General features: G+C 71.9%; 13 protein-coding genes. 9 read left to right on the top strand and 4 right to left on the bottom strand.

What is annotated here, in order from left to right; all coding sequences use genetic code 11:
• Positions 1-134: 134 nt before the first annotated feature.
• Positions 135-1,085: a class I SAM-dependent methyltransferase gene (locus tag ACFVWY_RS23835; RefSeq protein ID WP_389875851.1), complete on the top strand. Its 951-nt coding sequence runs from the start codon at positions 135-137 to the stop codon at positions 1,083-1,085.
• Positions 1,086-1,333: 248 nt separating this feature from the next.
• On the opposite strand, the gene ACFVWY_RS23830 is transcribed toward ACFVWY_RS23835, so the two are convergent.
• Positions 1,334-2,170 carry an aldo/keto reductase gene (locus ACFVWY_RS23830; protein ID WP_389875848.1) on the bottom strand — a complete coding sequence of 279 codons (837 nt, stop codon included), beginning with the start codon at positions 2,168-2,170 and terminating at the stop codon, positions 1,334-1,336.
• A gap of 257 nt (positions 2,171-2,427) precedes the next feature.
• Between ACFVWY_RS23830 and ACFVWY_RS23825 the strand changes: the two genes are divergently transcribed.
• Both ACFVWY_RS23825 and ACFVWY_RS23820 read left to right on the top strand, forming a co-directional pair.
• The gene (locus tag ACFVWY_RS23825; protein ID WP_389875846.1) at positions 2,428-3,702 is read left to right on the top strand and encodes a glycosyl hydrolase family 8; all 1,275 of its coding nucleotides are present in this window, start codon (positions 2,428-2,430) and stop codon (positions 3,700-3,702) included.
• An 11-nt stretch (positions 3,703-3,713) separates the two neighbouring features.
• Positions 3,714-5,492 (top strand): PQQ-dependent sugar dehydrogenase, encoded by a 1,779-nt coding sequence (locus ACFVWY_RS23820; RefSeq protein WP_389875843.1) that lies wholly within the window; start codon positions 3,714-3,716, stop codon positions 5,490-5,492.
• A gap of 85 nt (positions 5,493-5,577) precedes the next feature.
• Here ACFVWY_RS23820 and ACFVWY_RS23815 read toward each other — a convergent pair whose 3' ends face one another.
• The gene (locus ACFVWY_RS23815; RefSeq protein WP_389876103.1) at positions 5,578-7,377 is read right to left on the bottom strand and encodes an AMP-dependent synthetase/ligase; all 1,800 of its coding nucleotides are present in this window, start codon (positions 7,375-7,377) and stop codon (positions 5,578-5,580) included.
• Positions 7,378-7,656: 279 nt separating this feature from the next.
• The gene (locus tag ACFVWY_RS23810) at positions 7,657-8,559 is read right to left on the bottom strand and encodes a LysR substrate-binding domain-containing protein (RefSeq protein WP_389875840.1); all 903 of its coding nucleotides are present in this window, start codon (positions 8,557-8,559) and stop codon (positions 7,657-7,659) included.
• Between the two features lie 148 nt (positions 8,560-8,707).
• Here ACFVWY_RS23810 and ACFVWY_RS23805 point away from each other — a divergent pair, with 148 nt between their 5' ends.
• The gene (locus tag ACFVWY_RS23805) at positions 8,708-9,742 is read left to right on the top strand and encodes a bile acid:sodium symporter family protein (RefSeq protein ID WP_389876100.1); all 1,035 of its coding nucleotides are present in this window, start codon (positions 8,708-8,710) and stop codon (positions 9,740-9,742) included.
• 46 nt (positions 9,743-9,788) lie between these two features.
• On the opposite strand, the gene fdhD is transcribed toward ACFVWY_RS23805, so the two are convergent.
• A complete protein-coding gene (gene fdhD / locus ACFVWY_RS23800) occupies positions 9,789-10,748 on the bottom strand; it encodes a formate dehydrogenase accessory sulfurtransferase FdhD (RefSeq protein WP_389875838.1) in 960 nt (319 codons plus the stop codon).
• Positions 10,749-10,994: 246 nt separating this feature from the next.
• Here fdhD and ACFVWY_RS23795 point away from each other — a divergent pair, with 246 nt between their 5' ends.
• The 5 genes from ACFVWY_RS23795 to ACFVWY_RS23775 all read left to right on the top strand — a co-directional run bounded on the left by ACFVWY_RS23795 (position 10,995) and on the right by ACFVWY_RS23775 (position 17,953).
• Positions 10,995-11,945, top strand: coding sequence for a beta-ketoacyl-ACP synthase III (locus ACFVWY_RS23795; RefSeq protein ID WP_389875836.1), 951 nt, complete (start codon positions 10,995-10,997; stop codon positions 11,943-11,945).
• A gap of 447 nt (positions 11,946-12,392) precedes the next feature.
• A complete protein-coding gene (locus ACFVWY_RS23790) occupies positions 12,393-13,892 on the top strand; it encodes a VWA domain-containing protein (protein ID WP_389875834.1) in 1,500 nt (499 codons plus the stop codon).
• Between the two features lie 211 nt (positions 13,893-14,103).
• The gene (locus ACFVWY_RS23785) at positions 14,104-15,285 is read left to right on the top strand and encodes an ROK family protein (protein WP_389876098.1); all 1,182 of its coding nucleotides are present in this window, start codon (positions 14,104-14,106) and stop codon (positions 15,283-15,285) included.
• Between the two features lie 188 nt (positions 15,286-15,473).
• Entirely contained in the window at positions 15,474-17,000 is a 1,527-nt protein-coding gene (locus ACFVWY_RS23780; RefSeq protein ID WP_389875832.1) for a sugar ABC transporter ATP-binding protein, read from the top strand.
• Positions 16,997-17,953 carry an ABC transporter permease gene (locus ACFVWY_RS23775; RefSeq protein WP_389875829.1) on the top strand — a complete coding sequence of 319 codons (957 nt, stop codon included), beginning with the start codon at positions 16,997-16,999 and terminating at the stop codon, positions 17,951-17,953. Before ACFVWY_RS23780 ends, ACFVWY_RS23775 begins: the two co-directional genes overlap by 4 nt.
• The last annotated feature ends 23 nt before the right edge of the window (positions 17,954-17,976 follow it).

The following is a 17,976-nucleotide window of genomic DNA, read 5'->3' as shown; positions in this document are numbered from 1 at the left end:
CAGGTGTCCATTGCGTGAGATGGGGGCCGGAGCCGGACGTCGCGGGACAGTCGCGGGTGTCTGGAAACAACCACCGATTGCCGAACCGGCAACAAAACTTGCCGGGCATCCGGGTCGAGGTGAAGCTGGTGCCCATGAGCCAGCACACCGGACACGGTCCCCACGCATCCACCACGCACAGCCACCACCCGGGCACCGCCCACGCGGGTCATCACCACGGTCACGGCCACCAGCAGGACGCGGGTGACTTCGACTGGGACGTGATGGGGCCGATGCTGGAGCTGGAGGCCGAGCTCAGCAGGCCCCAGTACGAACAGGCGGCCCGCTGGATCGCCGCACTCCCCGAGGCGCCGAAGGTGCGCCGGGTACTCGACATCGGCAGCGGCCCCGGGCTGATCACCTGCCTGCTCGCCGAGGTGTTCCCCGAGGCGGAGGTCGTCGCCGTCGACGGCACCCCCGCGCTCCTGGAGCGAGCCCGGAACCACGCCGAGCGCCTCGGTCTCGGCGACCGCGTCCGCACCCGTCACGCAGACCTCCACGACGGAGTCGGCTCCCTGGGCGAGGCCGACCTGATCTGGGCCGGGAACTCCCTGCACCACATGGGCGACCAGCGCGCCGTACTGGCCGGATTCGCCGGGCTGCTGCGTCCGGGCGGCATCGTGGCCCTGGCCGAGGGCGGGCTCCAGCCCCGTCGGCTCCCGCGCGACCTCGGCTTCGGGCGTCCCGGGCTGGAGGCCCGGCTCGAAGCGATCCAGGCGGACGTCTTCGAGGACATGCGGGCGGCGCTGCCCGGCAGCAAGCGGGAGACCGAGGACTGGAGTGCGCTCCTCGCCGCGGTGGGGCTGACCCCGCAGGGCACCCGGACCTTCCTGCTGGACCTTCCGGCGCCGCTCTCGGACCGGGCCCGCGAGTTCATCACCGTCGAGTTCGCCCGGCGCCGTGAGATGTTCCAGGAGCGGCTCACGGCGGAGGACGTCGCCGCGCTCGACCGGCTGCTCGACGCCGACGACCCGGCCGGACTGCGCCAACGCCCCGACGTCTACCTGCTCTCGGCGCGCACCGTGCACCTGGGCCGCCGTGGCTGAGCGGCGTAGGGGCTATGAAGGCCGCCGTGGCTGAGCGGCGTACGGGCCACGAAGGCCGCCGTGGCTGAGCGGCTCGCCGCAGCGCGGAGGCGGTCCGCCGCCTGGCCGCACGGGCGGGAACGGACCAGTTCCGTCAGCCAGCCGCAACCGCCCGGAGGCCGCACGCGCGAAACGGACCGCCGCCCGGCCGGGAAAGCCGGGCGGTGGTCCGCCGCGTCGTGTGTGCGCCGCTCGCGGCGCCGTGCGGATCAGGCGCCGAGATTGAACTCGCCGGGGTTCGGGCCCAGGCGCTTGCCCTCGTCCAGCGCGGCGAACGCGGCCAGGTCGTCCGCGTCCAGCTCGAAGCCGAACACGTCCAGGTTCTCCGCGATCCGGGACGGCGTCACGGACTTGGGGATCACCACGTTGCCGGTCTGGAGGTGCCAGCGGAGCACCACCTGGGCGGCCGAGCGGCCGTGCTTCTGCGCGATCGCGACGACCGTCGGGACCTCCAGCAGGCCCTTGCCCTGGCCCAGCGGCGACCAGGCCTCGGTCGCGATGCCGTGCTGGGCGTGGAAGGCGCGCGAATCGGCCTGCTGGAGCTGGGGGTGGAGCTCGATCTGGTTGACCGCCGGGACCACGGAGGTCTCGCCGATGAGGCGCTCCAGGTGCTCGGGGAGGAAGTTCGAGACGCCGATCGCCCTGGCCCGGCCCTCGGACGCGATCTTCTCGAAGGCCCGGTAGGTGTCGATGTACGCGTCCTTGGCGGGAACCGGCCAGTGGATCAGGTAGAGGTCGACGTAGTCGAGCCCCAGCCGGTCGAGCGAGGCGTCGAAGGCGCGCAGCGTCGCGTCGTAACCCTGCTCGCTGTTCCACAGCTTCGTGGTGACGAACAGCTCCTCGCGGGGGATGCCGGAGGCCGCGACGGCCCGGCCCGTGCCCTGCTCGTTCTCGTAGATCGCGGCGGTGTCGATGCTCCGGTACCCGGCTTCGATGGCCGTGGCGACCGCCTTCGCGGCCTCGTCGTCCGGCACCTGCCAGACCCCGAAACCGAGCTGAGGCATCTCGACGCCATTGTTGAGGGTGATGGAGGGGACCTGGCTCACGAGCGGTCGATCCTTACGTAGTCGGTTGGTTCAACCAGCCCAACGATCATCGGACGTCCAGCATTCCCGTCCGCCGGGCCGTCCAGCTCCGTCTGTGCCGCGTCATCCGTCCGGGGGATTGACCGGGTTCGGCGGCCCCCCGTCACCTCGGCACTTGGGATTTGGGCCTACGGGGGGCATTGACAGAAGGCTCCGCAAGGAATCCCATGCTGTATCGGTTAGGAAGCTTTCCTAACATCGGATCGGAAGGGACCACTGTGCACCCTGCCACCCCCCGACGCCGCCTGACGGCGGCCCTCGCAGGCGTCAGCTGCCTGTTCCTGCCCCTGCTCGGCTCCCACGCGGCCACCGCCGCCGTCGACCCCGCGAAGGCCGCCGCCACCCCGGCGGTGCCCTTCGGCAGCCACACGATTCCCTACGCATCCGGGACGCTGAAGCCCTCGGGGACGCAGTCGTCCCTCGACCAGGCCGTGATCAAGACGTACAACGCCTGGAAGTCCGCCTTCGTCAGGAAGAACTGCGGCAACGGCTGGTACGAGGTCATCTCGCCGGACGCCGACCACCCCTACGTCGCCGAGGCCCAGGGCTACGGGATGGTCGTCACCGCCACGATGGCGGGGGCCGACCCGGACGCGAAGACCGTCTTCGACGGCATGGTCAAGTACGTACTGGCGCACCCCTCGGTGAACAACGCCAACCTCCTGGCCGCCGAACAGGACTCCTCCTGCAAGAGCGTCGACGGCTCGGACTCGGCGACCGACGGCGACCTGGACGTCGCCTACGGGCTGCTCCTGGCCGACCGGCAGTGGGGCTCCGGCGGCACGTACAACTACAAGGACCTCGCGGTCAAACACATCAACGCCATCAAGAAGAGCGAGATCAACCCCACCACCCACCTGGCGCTGCTCGGTGACTGGTCGGACTCGGGGGAGTCGCACTACTGGATGACCCGCTCCTCGGACTGGATGATCGACCACTTCCGCGCCTTCAGGACCGCGACCGGCGACTCCAGCTGGGACACCGTACGCACGGCCCACCAGAAGCTGATCACCGGCCAGCAGTCCGCGTACGCCCCCTCGACCGGGCTGCTCGCGGACTTCGTCGTCAACACCAACGGCACCGCCAAGCCCGCCCCCGGCGAGGTGCTCGAAGGCCCCAACGACGGCGACTACTCCTGGAACGCCTGCCGCGACCCGTGGCGCATCGGCGCCGACGCCGTCACCAGCGGAGACAGCGCCTCGCTCGCCTCCGCCCGCAAGCTGAACTCCTGGATCAAGAGCAAGACGGGCGGCAACCCGGACAAGATCGTCAGCGGCTACCGCCTCAACGGCTCGGCCTTCGACAGCGGCAACGACATGGCCTTCACCGCCCCGTTCGTGGTGACCGCGCTGACCGACTCCGGCTCCCAGGCCTGGCTGGACGCGCTGTGGAAGAAGCTGGCCGGTACCCCGGTCGACCCGGACCTGTACTACGGCGGGAGCGTCCAGCTGCAGTCGATGATCGTCGCGTCCGGCAACTACTGGGTTCCGTGACGGAGGCGGAGATGCAGGCCAGAACGCTCACCTCGGCACGGGGGAGGACGGCCGCCGTGGCGGCCCTGCTCCTGTGCACCGCACTGGTGCAGGCGGTCCCGCAGCCGGCCGCCGCGGCCGCCGCCCGGTACGAGGCGGAGTCCGCGACGATCGTCAAGGGCGCCGCCGAGTCCAACCACTCCGGCTACTCCGGCACCGGATTCGTCAATGGTGACAACGTCGTCGGCAGCTATGTCGAGTTCACCGTCACCGCGGCCGCCGCCGGGAGCGGGAAGATCGCCGTCCGGTACTCCAACGGCACGGAGGCGGCCCGGTCCGCCGACATCGCGGTGAACGGCACGGTCGTCTCGGCCGCCCGCGCGTTCGACGCCACCACCGACTGGAACACCTGGGCCACCTCCACCCTCACCGCCCCGCTCAAGACGGGCGGCAACAAGGTCCGGCTCACCTCCACCACCGCCGACGGACTGCCCAACCTCGACTACGCCGACCTCACCGTCACTCCCTCCGACACCACCGCGCCCTCGGCCCCCGGCGCCCTCACCACCTCCGGCGTCTCCTCTCACAGCGTCACCCTGAACTGGGGGGCCGCGACGGACGACACCGCCGTCACCGCCTACGACGTGCGCAGCGGCGACACCGTCTACGCGACCGTGACCGGCACCCCGCCGCCCACCACGACCACCCTCACCGGACTCGCCTGCGCCAGCCCGTACACCCTGGACGTCGTCGCCAGGGACGCGGCGGGCAACACCTCACCGCCCGGCGACGCGGTCACCTTCACCACCCCCGGCTGCGCCACCGACGGCGGTGCGCCGTCCGGCATCACCACCGTCTCCGAGGGCTGGACCATCCCGTGGGGCACCTACTGGATGCCCGACGGCACGAGCGCGCTGGTGACCGAACGGGACAGCTTCACGGTCTTCAGGACCACCCCCGACGGCGCCAGGACCAAGATCGGCACCGTGCCCGGGGCCGTCACGACCGGCGGCGAGGGCGGACTGCTCGGCATCGCCGTGGACCCGCGGTGGGCCGACAACCACTACGTGTACGTCATGCACACGGCCGCCGAGGGCAATCGCATCGCGCGCATGACCTACGACGGCAGTGCGCTCGGCGGGTACACGGTTCTGCTCCAGGGGATCAAGAAGAACAAGTACCACAACGGCGGACGGCTGCTGTTCGGCCCGGACGGCTATCTGTACGCGTCGACCGGCGAGGCCCAGACCCCCGACCTCGCCCAGGACAAGAACTCGCTCAACGGCAAGATCCTGCGGCTGGCCACCGACGGCAGGCCCGCCCCGGGAAACCCCTTCGGCACGTACGTCTACAGCTACGGACACCGCAATCCGCAGGGACTCGCCTTCGACCGCAACGGACGGCTGTGGGAGGCGGAGTTCGGCGACAGCAAGAAGGACGAGCTCAACCTCATCAAACCGGGCGGGAACTACGGCTGGCCGGTCTGCGAGGGCAGCTGCACCACTGACGGCATGACCAACCCGAAGAAGACGTGGAACGTGGCCGAGGCCTCGCCCAGCGGGATCGCCATCGTCCGCAACGTCATCTACATGGCCGCCCTGAAGGGCGAGCGGCTGTGGCGGATTCCCATCACCGGTGACACCGAGAACCTCGGCACACCGAGCGCGTACTACGTCGGCACGTACGGCCGGCTGCGCACGGTCACCAAGGTGCCCGGCCAGGACCGGCTCTGGCTCTCCACCACCAACTGCGACAACAACGGGAAGCAGCCGGCGGGCTCGGACAAACTGTTCCGGGTCTCGATCACCTAGAAGCAGGTGCGCTGTACCGCTGTACCGCTGTACCGCTGTGCCGCTGTGCCGCTGTGCCGCTGTGCCGCTGGAGCGCCGTGGCGCCTCAGCGGTACAGCGCGTCGACCTCTGCCGCGTACGCCGTCTCGATCGCCCGGCGCTTCGGCTTCAGCGACGGCGTGAGCAGGCCGTGCTCCTCGCTGAAGGGGTGCGCCAGGATGCGGAAGGTACGGATCGACTCGGCCTGGGAGACCGCGGTGTTGGCCGCCACCACCGTCCGCCGGATCTCCGCCTCCAGGTCCGGATCGCGCACCAGCTCCTCCGGCTTCAGGGGCGTCCGCCCCTGCATCGCCAGCCAGTGGTCCACCGCCTCCTGGTCCACCGTGACCAGCGCCGCGATGTACGGCCGGTCGTTGCCGACCACCAGGCACTGGGCGATCAGCGGATGCGCCCGCACCCGCTCCTCCAGCGCGGCGGGCGACACGCTCTTGCCGCCCGAGGTCACCAGGATCTCCTTCTTCCGTCCGGTGATCGTCAGATAGCCGTCGTCGTCGAGCGAGCCCAGGTCCCCGGTGGCCAGCCAGCCCTCGCGCAGCACCGCCGCGGTTGCCTCCGGGGCGCCCAGGTAGCCGGTGAACACGTGGTCGCCGTGCACCCACACCTCGCCGTCCTCCGCGATGTGCACGGTCGTCCCGGGGATCGGCAGGCCGACCGTGCCGTACCGGGTGCGCTCCGGCGGATTGGCCGTGGCCGCGGCGCTCGTCTCGGTCAGCCCGTACCCCTCGTAGACCATGACGCCCGCGCCCGCGAAGAACAGTCCGAGCCGCCGCTCCATCCCGGAGCCGCCGGACATGGCGTGCCTGATCCGGCCGCCCATCGCCTCGCGGACCTTCTTGTACACGACCTTGTCGAAGAACTGGTGCTGCATCCGCAGCCCGGCGGACGGCCCCGGCCCCGTCCCGAACGCCCGCGCCTCCATGGCCTCGGCGTACTTCACCGCGATGTCGACGGCCTTGTCGAACGGCCCGATCCTGCCCTCCGCCTCCGCCCTGCGCCGGGCGGCGTCGAAGACCTTCTCGAAGATGTACGGCACCGCCAGGACGAACGTCGGCCGGAACGACACCAGGTCCGGCATCAGGGCCCTCGCCGACAGCTCCGGCTGGTGGCCGAACCTCACCCGGCCGCGGATCGCCGCGATCTCGACCATCCGGCCGAAGACGTGGGCCAGCGGCAGGAAGAGCAGAGTGGTCGCCTCATCGCCCGGAGTGGAGCGGAAGACCGACTCCCAGCGCGCCACCATGGTGTCCGTCTCGAACATGAGGTTGGCGTGGGTGAGCACGCAGCCCTTGGGGCGCCCCGTGGTTCCCGAGGTGTAGACGACCGTGGCCACGGAGTCCGGCGTCACCGCGCGCCGGTGCCGGTGCACCACCGAATCCTCGACCTCGGTCCCCGCCCCGGTCAGCTCGGACACCGCTCCGGCGTCCAGCTGCCAGAGCCGCTTCAGTCCGGGCAGTTGGCCGATCACCGAGGCGATGGTCATCGCGTGGTCCTCGTGCTCGACCATGACGGCACTGACCCCGGCGTCGTGCAGCATCCACCGCACCTGCTCGGCCGAGGACGTCGGATAGACCGGTACGGACTGGGCTCCGACCGTCCACAGCGCGAGGTCGAAGAGCGTCCACTCGTAGCATGTACGTGCCATCAGGGCGACCCGGTCGCCGAACCGGACGCCGTGCGCGATCAGCCCCTTGGCCAGGGCCAGTACCTCGTCGCGGAAGGCCGCGGCGGTGACATCCCGCCAGATTCCGGCCGGGTCCTTGCGGCGGAGCGCGACGCGGTCCGGATCCTCCTCGGCATGGTCGAACACGGTGTCGGCCAGGCCGCCCACGAGGGGCGCGGCCGCCATCGGGGGGACAGTGAACTCGCGCAATGACCTGCTCCTTGTGGCGCTCCGCACAGCGCCGTGACGCTACCCCACCGAACGGCGCTTCGGGAGGGGCTCGTACGGGGGGACAAGGTGGCATATGCACTGCTCGGCCACCGAAATCCGGCCAGATGGGCCACGCTCGGGCACGGCTGGGACCGTGACGTAAGGGGCGGGCGCCGGAATCTCCACCGAATCTGTACGCCGCGGCCACTCCCGTTCCAGGTTGATATCCGGCCAGTTATCCCTGTACGGGCAAGGTCAGGCGCCGTCCTGCCCGTCGACCGGGCCGAGCGCGCCCGCGCCCCGCACCAGCCGGTCGGCACCGGCCAGGATCGCCGCCGCCAGGGCGTCCGCGGACTCCTGGGCTCCGCCGGGGCGGCGGCCGTGCGACAGCACGAAATCCACCCCGCCCAGCTCCGGCAGCCCGGCCCTGGCCGGGAGCGGCACCAGTCCGGGCGGGATCAGCCCACGGCTGTGCGCCATCACGCCCAGCCCGGCGCGGGCCGCCGCGATCAACCCGCTCAGGCTCGTGCTCGTACAGGCCACGCGCCATGACCGGCCGTGCTCCTCCAGCACCTCCAGGGCGCGGGCCCGGGTGATCCCGGGCGGCGGGAAGAGCACCAGCGGAACCGGCCGGTCCGGGTCGATCCGCAGCCGCGGTGCCCCGATCCAGGTCAGCGTGTCCCGCCAGACCAGCTCGCCGTGCGTGTCGCCGACGCGCCGCTTGGCCAGCACCAGATCGAGCCGGCCGGCCGCCAGCCGCTGGTGCAGCGTCCCGGAGAGCTCCACCGACAGTTCCAGCTCGACCTCGGGGTGGTCGCTGCGGAACGCCTCCAGGATCTCCGGCAGCCGGGTCAGTACGAAGTCCTCGGAGACCCCGAACCGCAGCCGCCCGCGCAGCCGTGTCCCGGCGAAGAAGGCCGCCGCCCGCTCATGCGTCGCGAGGATCGTCCGGGCGAAGCCCAGCATGGCCTCGCCGTCCACGGTGAGATCGACCCGGTGGGTGTCCCGGGCGAACAGCTGCCGCCCCGTCGCCTCCTCCAGCCGCCGCACGTGCTGGCTCACCGTGGACTGCCGCAGCCCGAGCCGCCGGGCGGCCTGCGTGAAACTCAGCGTCTGGGCCACGGCGAGGAACGTACGCAGCTGCGCGGGGTCGTACATGGCGCCACGTTATCGCGCGACATGATGACAGTGAGAGCGGTGTACAGGATTCCCGATCGCCTCGTTCCGGAGCAGCATGGTGCCGGCCCGACCGCAACCGACCGCAACCGAATGAACCCGACCGCAACCGAGAGAATCCGTGGAAGAAATGATCCGCCGCATCCCGAAGCCGCCGTCCTGGCTGCCGCTCGACCCGTACGTCCTGGCGCTGATCGGCACCGTGGCGCTCGCGGCGATACTGCCCGCGTCGGGGACCGGCGCGCAGGTGGCGGGCGGGGCCTCGACCGGAGCGGTCGCCCTCCTCTTCTTCCTGTACGGCGCCCGGCTCTCCACCGCCGAGGCGCTGGACGGACTACGGCACTGGCGGCTCCACCTCACCGTGCTGATCTGCACCTTCGTGGTGTTCCCGCTGCTCGGGCTGGCGGCCCGGGGGCTGGTTCCGTACGCGCTGACACCGGAGCTGTACGGCGGCCTCCTCTTCCTCTGCCTCGTCCCGTCCACCATCCAGTCCTCGATCGCCTTCACCTCGATCGCCCGGGGCAACGTGCCCGCGGCGATCTGCGCGGGCTCCTTCTCCTCCCTCGCCGGGATCTTCCTCACCCCGCTGCTCGCGGCCGCCCTGCTCGGCGGCGACGGCGGCTTCTCACCGGACGGGCTGCTGCGGATCGGGGTCCAGCTGCTGCTGCCGTTCGTCGCCGGGCAGTTGCTGCGCCGCTGGATCGGCGGTTTCGTCGCCCGCCACAAGAAGGTCCTCGGCTACGTCGACCGGGGCTCGATCCTGCTCGTCGTCTACACGGCCTTCAGCGAGGGAGTGGTCGAAGGCGTCTGGCACCGGATCACCCCGGCCCGGCTCGGGGTGCTGCTCGGCGTCGAGGCGCTGCTGCTCGCCGCGATGCTCGCGGTGACCTGGTACGGGGCGAAGCGGCTCGGTTTCGGCCGGGAGGACCGGATCGCCATCCAGTTCGCCGGGTCGAAGAAGAGCCTGGCCTCGGGGCTGCCGATGGCGAGCGTGCTGTTCGGGGCACAGGCCTCGCTGGCCGTGCTGCCGCTGATGCTCTTCCACCAGATGCAGCTGATGGTCTGCGCCGTGATCGCCAAGCGCCGTTCGCGCGACGTGCCCGAGGGCGCAGCGCAGCGCCCGGCGGACGGCGCCGCCCCCCGGGAGGCCGCCACGGTGGGCTGAACACGGGCGTGGTGGGCCGGGCCGGGCAGACGCGGGCCCGGTGCTCTCAGGCCCGGTCCTCGTGCGCGCCGGTGTCTGCTCGCGCGTCGGCGCCGGTGCCGGTGCCCGCGCCGCTGCGGGCACCGGCGCAGGTGCAGGTGTCTGTGTCTGTGTGTGCGTCGGCGCCCGCGTCGGCGGAGTCCAGGACGATGCGGTGCTCGCCCGCGTACACGTTCATCGAGGCCCCCCGCAGGAAACCGACCAGGGTCAGCCCGGTCTCGGTTGCCAGGTCCACGGCGAGGGACGAGGGTGCCGAGACCGCCGCGAGCATCGGGATCCCGGCCATCACGGCCTTCTGGGCCAGTTCGAACGACGCCCGCCCCGACACCAGCAGGATCGTCCGGGACAGCGGCAGCCGGTGGTCGGTCAGCGCCCGGCCGACCAGCTTGTCCACCGCGTTGTGCCGCCCCACGTCCTCCCGGGCGTCGATCAGCTCGCCCGTCTCGGAGAACAGCGCCGCGCCGTGCAGTCCGCCGGTCCGGTCGAAGACCCGCTGTGCGGCGCGCAGCCGGTCGGGGAGGACGGAGAGCAGCGCGGGCTCGACCCGCAGCGGGGGAGCGTCCGCGATCGGGTGCCGGGTCGTGGTGCGTACCGCGTCGAGGCTCGCCTTCCCGCAGAGCCCGCAGGATGACGTGGTGTACACATGGCGTTCGAGCGTGAGGTCGGGGACCGGGACGCCGGGGGCGAGCTGGACGTCCACCACGTTGTACGTGTTGACGCCGTCGGCGGTCGCACCGGCGCAGTAGACGATCGACCGCACCTCGGCGCCGTCCCCGATGATGCCCTCGCTCACCAGGAACCCGGCCGCCAGCGCGAAGTCGTCGCCCGGGGTGCGCATCGTGATCGCCAGCGGCCTGCCGTTCAGCCGGATCTCCAGCGGCTCCTCGGCGACGAGTGTGTCCGCGCGGGCCGACACGGCACCGTCGCGGATACGGATGGTGCGGTGGCGCTCGGTGACGCGTCCCATGGCGGTGAACCCGATTCCGTTGCTTGTACGAACCCCGGCCCGGTGGCCGTGGCCGGGGAGACCTCGGAGCCTCTATTGTCCTGTACCCGACGAAGGCCGCCGTACCAGGGGCGATGTCAGGCACATGCTGTTGTCAAGTCTCCAACGGCCCGGCGTGATTCCTGTGGGAACCCCTGTCCCCGTACCGGTCGGTAGCGACCAAGACTGGATGGTTCCTGCCCTATATGTAGCGAGGGGACTTCGTACATGACCGGCTCACGTGTCGTGGCGCTCGGCCACTATCAGCCCGCCAAGGTGCTCACCAACGATGACCTGGCGGCCATGGTCGACACCAGCGACGAGTGGATCACCAGCCGTGTCGGCATCCGGACCCGGCACATCGGCGGCCCGGACGAGCCGGTCGACGAGATGGCGGCGTACGCGGGTGCCAAGGCGCTGGCCGCGGCCGGGGTGGCTCCGAACGAGGTCGATCTGGTGCTGGTCGCCACCTCGACCGCGATCGACCGTTCCCCGAGCATGTCAGCGCGGGTGGCCGCCCGGCTGGGGATGGGCTCGCCCGCGGTGATGGACATCAACGTGGTCTGCTCGGGCTTCACCCACGCCCTCGCCACCGCCGACCACGCCGTCCGGGCCGGGGCGGCGACCCGCGCCCTGGTCATCGGCGCCGACAAGATGGCCGACATCGCCGACTGGACCGACCGCGGCACCTGCGTCCTGCTCGGTGACGGCGCGGGCGCGGCGGTTGTCGTCGCGGAGCCGGACGGGGCCGGGGAGCCCGGCATCGGCCCCGTGCTGTGGGGTTCGGTGCCGGAGATGGGCAGGGCCGTACGGATCGAGGGCACCCCGCCCCGGTTCGCGCAGGAGGGCCAGTCCGTCTACCGCTGGGCCACCACCCAGCTGCCGCCCATCGCCCGCAAGGTGTGCGAGAAGGCCGGAGTGACGCCCGAGGAACTGGGCGCGGTGGTGCTGCACCAGGCCAACCTGCGGATCATCGAGCCCGTCGCCCGGAAGATCGGCGCGGTCAACGCCGTCATCGCCCGGGACGTCGTGGACTCCGGGAACACCTCCGCGGCCTCGATCCCGATGGCGCTGTCCAAACTGGTGGAACGCGGAGAGGTCGTCAGCGGCGCCCCGGCCCTGCTCTTCGGCTTCGGCGGGAACCTCTCGTACGCGGGCCAGGTCATCCGCTGCCCCTGACCCGGCTGCCTGAGCCGACCGCCCGGACCCGACCGCCGCCGCGGCCGGGCGGAAGCCGTGGGTGGTCGGTCGGAAGCCGGGGCGGCCGGTCCGGGTAGTGGCGGCCGGTCCGGCCATGACCACCGTGCCGGACGGCCCCGGGGGACAGAGGCTGAGCGAAGTCGCGGGCGCGCCGTGCCAGTCGCAGCACGAGGGGCCGCCCGCAGCCGCACCCCGGGGAGCTGGACCGGTGGGGGTGGCACGGCACCGCGAGCGCACGCGCCGCCGCGGCGCGCTGCGAGGAGGCGGTGGCGCTCGGGATACGACGGAGAGCGCTCAGCCCGTCCAGGCACCGCCGTCGCGGCCCACGAGCCGGCCGCCTTCCGCCCGGGACCGGAGACGCGGGACCGCCGCCGGTAGCCGTGCGCCCCGGGCCGGTCCGGCGGGCGGCAGGGCAGACTGGCCGGTGTGACGATACTGAGCAAGGGCGCCAACACGCGGGTCGCGGTCACCGCGACCCGGGCCGTACTCGAGTGGCGGGCGGGGGCCGGAGCGCCGGATGTGGACGCCTCCGCCCTGCTGCTGGCCCGCGACGGCCGCGTACGGTCGGACGGCGACTTCGTCTTCTACAACCAGCCCCGGCACGCCTCAGGTGCTGTGCGCCATGCGGGCAAGCGGCCCGGCGCGGACGCGCTCGATGTCGACCTGTCCGCACTGGAGCCGGACATCGAACGCGTCGCGCTCTGCGCGTCCGCCGACGGTGGCACGTTCGGCCAGGTGCCGGGGCTGTGCCTGCGGCTGCTGGACGCGGCGTCCGGGGCCGAACTGGCGAGTTTCCCGATCACCGCCGCCACCGAGACCGCGCTGGTCGGCGGCGAGCTCTACCGCCGCGACGGCGGCTGGAAGTTCCGTGCGGTCGGGCAGGGGTACGCGAGCGGGCTGGCGGGACTGGCGACCGACTTCGGGATCAGCTTCGACGACGCACCGCCGTCGGCTACCCCGGCCCCGGCTCCTGCCCTTGCCTCTGCCCCGGCCCCGGCTCCTGCCTCTGCCCCGGCTCCGGCCCCTGCCTCTGCCCCGGCTCCCGTCCCCGTAGCGTTGTCCGCCGCTCACCTCCCCGCCCCCGTTTCCCTGCCACCCTCTCCCGCTCACGTTCCCGCGCCCCCGCCGTACGCTCCCGTGGCCCCGGCGACGCCCTCCGGCCAGGTCCCCGGCGAGGAGCAGCTGCCCGCGGAGATGCGGCAGCGGCTGTCGCTGCGCAAAGAGCAGGTCCGGGTCAGCCTGAGCAAGCACGGCCTGCCGCAGGTGCGCGCCCGTGTCGTCCTCGTCCTCGACGCCTCCGGCTCGATGGCGGGGCTCTACCGGCGGGGCACGGTGGCCGGTGTCGCCGAGCGGATGGTCGCCGTCGCGGCCCAGCTCGACGACGACGGCCGGATGCAGGCGTGGACCTTCGCCAGCAACCCCGCCCGCCTGCCCGACCTCGCCGTCGGGGAGCTGCCCGAGTGGCTCCGGCTGCACGTACGCGTGGGGCAGGTCTACGGCTTCGGCCGCAGGAAGCCGCCCAAGGGGCTTCTGCCCGGCCAGATCGACATGCGGACGGTCGGGATACAGAACGAGGAGCAGAAGGTCATCGCCGAGGTGCGGGCCTTCGTCCGCGCGCACCCGCTGCCCGAACCGACGCTGGTGCTCTTCTTCTCGGACGGCGGCGTGCACCGCAACCGCGAGATCGAGCAGGAGCTGCGGGCGGCCGCCGAAGAACCGGTGTTCTGGCAGTTCGTCGGGCTCGGCAGATCCCAGTACGGGGTGCTGGAACGGTTCGACACCATGCCGGGCCGCCTGGTCGACAACGTCGGCTTCTTCGCCGTCGACGACATCGAGCAGATCTCCGACCAGGAGCTCTACGACCGGGTCCTGTCCGAGTTCCCGTCCTGGCTGCGCGCCGCCCGGCAGGCCGGAATCCTGCGCTGAGACGGCCCGTGTCCTGAGACGGCCCGTGTCCTGCGCCGGGACAGCCCGTTCCACCGGACGCGTCACCGGCTGGCTCCCTGGCTTTGTCCTTGGAGTGGAGAAAGTCGTCCGGATTCCTGCATGACTTCTTCCCCCTCCCGGCAACCGCTGCTACGTTCCCCTCGAAAGTCCCACGGAGAGGCCGATGCGGCGGGAGGGGCGCGTGAGACGTATGACGGCACGGCCCGCCAACGCGCACCAGGCACGGCTGCTGCGGCTGCTGCGTGACGGTGGCCCTCAGTCCCGGGCCCAGTTGGGCGACCGGGTCGATCTCTCCCGTTCCAAGCTCGCCGTCGAGGTGGACCGGCTGCTGGGCACCGGACTCGTCGTGGCCGACGGGCTCGCCGCCTCCCGTGGCGGGCGCCGCTCGCACAACATCCGGCTCGCGCCACGACTGCGGTTCCTCGGCGTCGACATCGGCGCCACCTCCGTCGATGTGGCCGTCACCAACGCCGAACTGGAGGTTCTGGGCCACCTGAACCACCCCATGGACGTACGCGAGGGCCCTGTCGCCGTCCTGGAGCGGGTGCTGTCCATGGCGGCCGAACTCCGGGCCCTCGGGCTTGCCGAAGGCTTCGACGGCGCGGGCATCGGTGTACCCGGTCCGGTCCGCTTCCCCGAAGGCGTGCCCGTCGCCCCGCCGATCATGCCCGGCTGGGACGGTTTCCCGGTACGCGAGGTGCTCGGCCAGGAGCTGGGCTGCCCGGTCATGGCCGACAACGACGTGAACCTGATGGCGATGGGGGAGCAGCACGCGGGCGTCGCCCGCTCCGTGGACGACTTCCTCTGCGTCAAGATCGGCACCGGGATCGGCTGCGGCATCGTCGTCGGCGGCGCGGTCCACCGGGGTGCGACCGGCAGTGCCGGGGACATCGGCCACATCCAGGTGGAACCCGGGGGCCGTCCCTGCGCCTGCGGCAACCGGGGCTGTCTGGAAGCCCACTTCAGCGGGGCCGCGCTCGCCCGGGACGCCGAGGACGCGGCACGCACCGGGCGGTCGGCGGAGCTCGCCGCCCGGCTCGAAGCCGCCGGTGCGCTCACCGCCGCCGATGTGGCGGCGGCGGCCGCCGCGGGCGACGCCGCCTCGCTCGACCTGATCCGCGCGGGCGGCGACCGGGTCGGCCGGGTCATCGCCGGACTCGTCAGCTTCTTCAATCCCGCTCTGGTGGTGATCGGCGGCGGTGTGACCGGCCTCGGTCACACCCTCCTGGCCAGCGTCCGCACCCAGGTCTACCGCCGGTCGTTGCCGCTGGCCACCGGCAACCTCCCCATCGTGCTGGGCGAACTGGGCCCGGTCGCCGGAGTCACCGGCGCCGCCCGTCTCATCAGCGACCACCTGTTCTCACCGGCCTGACCGCCCCGGACAGCACGCGTAGAAACCCGCAGCATCCGCAGAGAACCGCAGTGCCCGTGGCATCCGCAGCATCCGCAGCACGCGTCATCATCCGCACCGGTACAGCAAGCAGCCTGCCCGCTCACCGGCCTTCCCCGTGCTCCCGGCCGCGCCGGAACAGGGGAGACCCCACTGCCGAGGGGATCGTCATGGCATCAGCACCATCCCTGCTCACCATGTCCGGCATCACCAAATCGTTCCCCGGAGTGCGCGCCCTCGACGGCGTGGACCTGGAGGTACGGGCGGGCGAAGTCCACTGTCTCCTCGGGCAGAACGGCGCCGGGAAGTCCACCCTCATCAAGGTGCTCGCCGGGGCTCACCAGCCCGACGGCGGCGAGATCACCTGGCGCGGCGAACCGGTCGCGCCGAAGTCGCCGATCGCAGCGATGCGCCTGGGCATCGCCACGATCTACCAGGAACTCGACCTGGTCGAGGGCCTGTCGGTGGCCGAGAACGTCTTCCTCGGCCACGAACCCACCACCGCCCGCTTCGTCGTCCGCACCCGCGAGGGCCGCGACTCCACCGCGGCCCTGCTGAAAAGGCTCGGCCACCCGGAGATCGACCCGGCCCGCCCGGTCGCCGGACTGCCCGCCGCCCAGCGCCAGATCGTCTCCATGGCCCGTGCGCTCTCGCACGAGGTACGGCTCCTCGTCATGGACGAACCGTCCGCCGCCCTCGACCCCGACGAGGTCGACAACCTCTTCCGCACCGTCGCCGCCCTCACCGCCGACGGTGTCGCCGTCGTGTACATCTCCCACCGCCTGGAGGAGATCCGCCGGATCGGCGACCGGGTGACCGTGCTCAAGGACGGCCGGTCCGTGGCCGAGGGGCTGCCCGCCCGGACCACCCCGACGCCCGGCATCGTCACCCTGATGACGGGCCGGGAGGTCGCGTACGCCTTCCCGCCCCGCACCGCAAGCCGTGCGGCGGCCGACGCGGCCGCGCCCGTCCTCACGGTCGAAGGCCTGGCCAGGAAGGGCGAGTTCGAGCCCTTCGACCTGGAGCTGAGGCCCGGAGAGATCGTGGGACTGGCCGGACTGGTCGGTTCCGGACGCTCCGAGATCCTGGAGACCGTCTACGGGGCCCGCAGACCCGGCGCCGGACACGTGCGCGTGGCCGGAAAGCGGCTGCGGCCCGGCAGCGTCCGCGCGGCCGTCGCCGCCGGGATCGGCCTCGCCCCCGAGGAACGCAAGGCGCAGGCACTGCTGATGCTCGAATCCGTCACCCGCAACGTCTCCGTCTCCTCGGTGTCCCGCTTCGCCCGGGGCGGCTGGATCGACCGCGCGGCCGAACTCCGGGCCGCCCGCGGCGCCACCCGCGCACTGTCGCTGCGCCCCGACGACCCCGGCACCCCCGTCCGCGCCCTGTCCGGGGGCAACCAGCAGAAGGCGGTGCTGGCCCGCTGGCTGCTGCGCGGCTGCCGGGTCCTGCTGCTCGACGAACCCACCCGCGGGGTCGACGTCGGCGCCCGCGCCGAGCTGTACGCCGTGATCCGCCGGCTGGCGGACGAGGGCCTCGCCGTCCTGCTCGTCTCCAGCGAACTGCCCGAAGTGCTCGGCCTCGCCGACCGGGTTCTGGTGCTCCGCGACGGCCGCGTCGTGCACACGGCACCCGCCCGGGACCTCGACGAGCGCCGCGTACTGGATCTGGTGATGGAAGGAGAACCGACGTCATGACGCGGCCCGTCCCCTCCGTGGACCTCCGCACCCTCTCGCTCCTCGGCGTCCTCGCCGTACTGATCGCGGTCGGCGGGATCACCGAGCCCGACACCTTCCTGGACACCGGGAACCTCCAGCTGATCCTCACCCAGGCGTCCGTCATCGGTGTGGTCACCGTCGGGATGACCTTCGTCATCACCAGCGGCGGCATCGACCTGTCGGTCGGCGCGACGGTCGCGCTCGCCTCCGTCTGGGCGACCACGGTCGCCACCCAGGAGTACGGCTTCGCGGGCGTCCTGTTCACCGCGATCGTCGTCGGTCTCGCCACCGGGCTGGTGAACGGGCTGCTCATCGCGTACGGACGGGTGGTGCCGTTCATCGCCACGCTGGCCATGCTCGCCTCGGCGCGCGGGCTCGCCCTCCAGATCACCGACGGCAGGACCCAGCTGGTCACCGTCCGGTCCGTCCTCGACCTCGGGCTGCCCGGTTCGTACGTCCTCGGCGTCCCGCCGCTGGTCATGGTGTTCGCGGCGGTCACCGCCACCGGCTGGCTGGTGCTGAACCGCACGACCTTCGGGCGGCACACCGTCGCGGTCGGCGGCAACGCGGAAGCCGCCCGGCTGGCCGGCATCGACGTGCGGCGCCAGCGGCTCCTGCTCTACCTGCTCTCCGGACTGTGCTGCGGCATCGCCGCCTTCATGCTCATCATCCTGTCCGGCTCCGGCCAGAACACCAACGGCAATCTGTACGAACTGGACGCCATCGCGGCCGCGATCATCGGCGGCACCCTGCTCAGCGGCGGGCGCGGCACCATCCTCGGCTCCGTACTCGGTGTCCTGGTCTTCACCACCATCACCAACATCTTCGCCCTCAACAACCTCCAGAGCGACGTCCAGCAGATCGCCAAGGGCGCGATCATCGTCGCCGCCGTACTGGTCCAGCGCCGCACCTCGGCGTACGGGGAGACCTGACGCACCACCCCATGTGACATGTC

Origin of the sequence: Streptomyces sp. NPDC058195 (assembly GCF_042883525.1) — a bacterium.
Lineage (GTDB): Bacteria > Actinomycetota > Actinomycetes > Streptomycetales > Streptomycetaceae > Streptomyces.
This window is presented reverse-complemented; position numbering and strand designations above follow the sequence as displayed.

What these genes read in the sequence shown, in the direction of transcription:
- ACFVWY_RS23835 (WP_389875851.1), top strand. Translation starts at nt 135, where the DNA reads ATGAGCCAGCACACCGGACACGGTCCCCACGCATCCACCACGCACAGC.
- ACFVWY_RS23820 (WP_389875843.1), top strand. Translation starts at nt 3,714, where the DNA reads ATGCAGGCCAGAACGCTCACCTCGGCACGGGGGAGGACGGCCGCCGTG.
- ACFVWY_RS23815 (WP_389876103.1), bottom strand. Translation starts at nt 7,377, where the DNA reads ATGGCGGCCGCGCCCCTCGTGGGCGGCCTGGCCGACACCGTGTTCGAC.
- ACFVWY_RS23810 (WP_389875840.1), bottom strand. Translation starts at nt 8,559, where the DNA reads ATGTACGACCCCGCGCAGCTGCGTACGTTCCTCGCCGTGGCCCAGACG.
- ACFVWY_RS23805 (WP_389876100.1), top strand. Translation starts at nt 8,708, where the DNA reads ATGATCCGCCGCATCCCGAAGCCGCCGTCCTGGCTGCCGCTCGACCCG.
- fdhD (WP_389875838.1), bottom strand. Translation starts at nt 10,748, where the DNA reads ATGGGACGCGTCACCGAGCGCCACCGCACCATCCGTATCCGCGACGGT.
- ACFVWY_RS23795 (WP_389875836.1), top strand. Translation starts at nt 10,995, where the DNA reads ATGACCGGCTCACGTGTCGTGGCGCTCGGCCACTATCAGCCCGCCAAG.
- ACFVWY_RS23785 (WP_389876098.1), top strand. Translation starts at nt 14,104, where the DNA reads ATGACGGCACGGCCCGCCAACGCGCACCAGGCACGGCTGCTGCGGCTG.
- ACFVWY_RS23780 (WP_389875832.1), top strand. Translation starts at nt 15,474, where the DNA reads ATGGCATCAGCACCATCCCTGCTCACCATGTCCGGCATCACCAAATCG.
- ACFVWY_RS23775 (WP_389875829.1), top strand. Translation starts at nt 16,997, where the DNA reads ATGACGCGGCCCGTCCCCTCCGTGGACCTCCGCACCCTCTCGCTCCTC.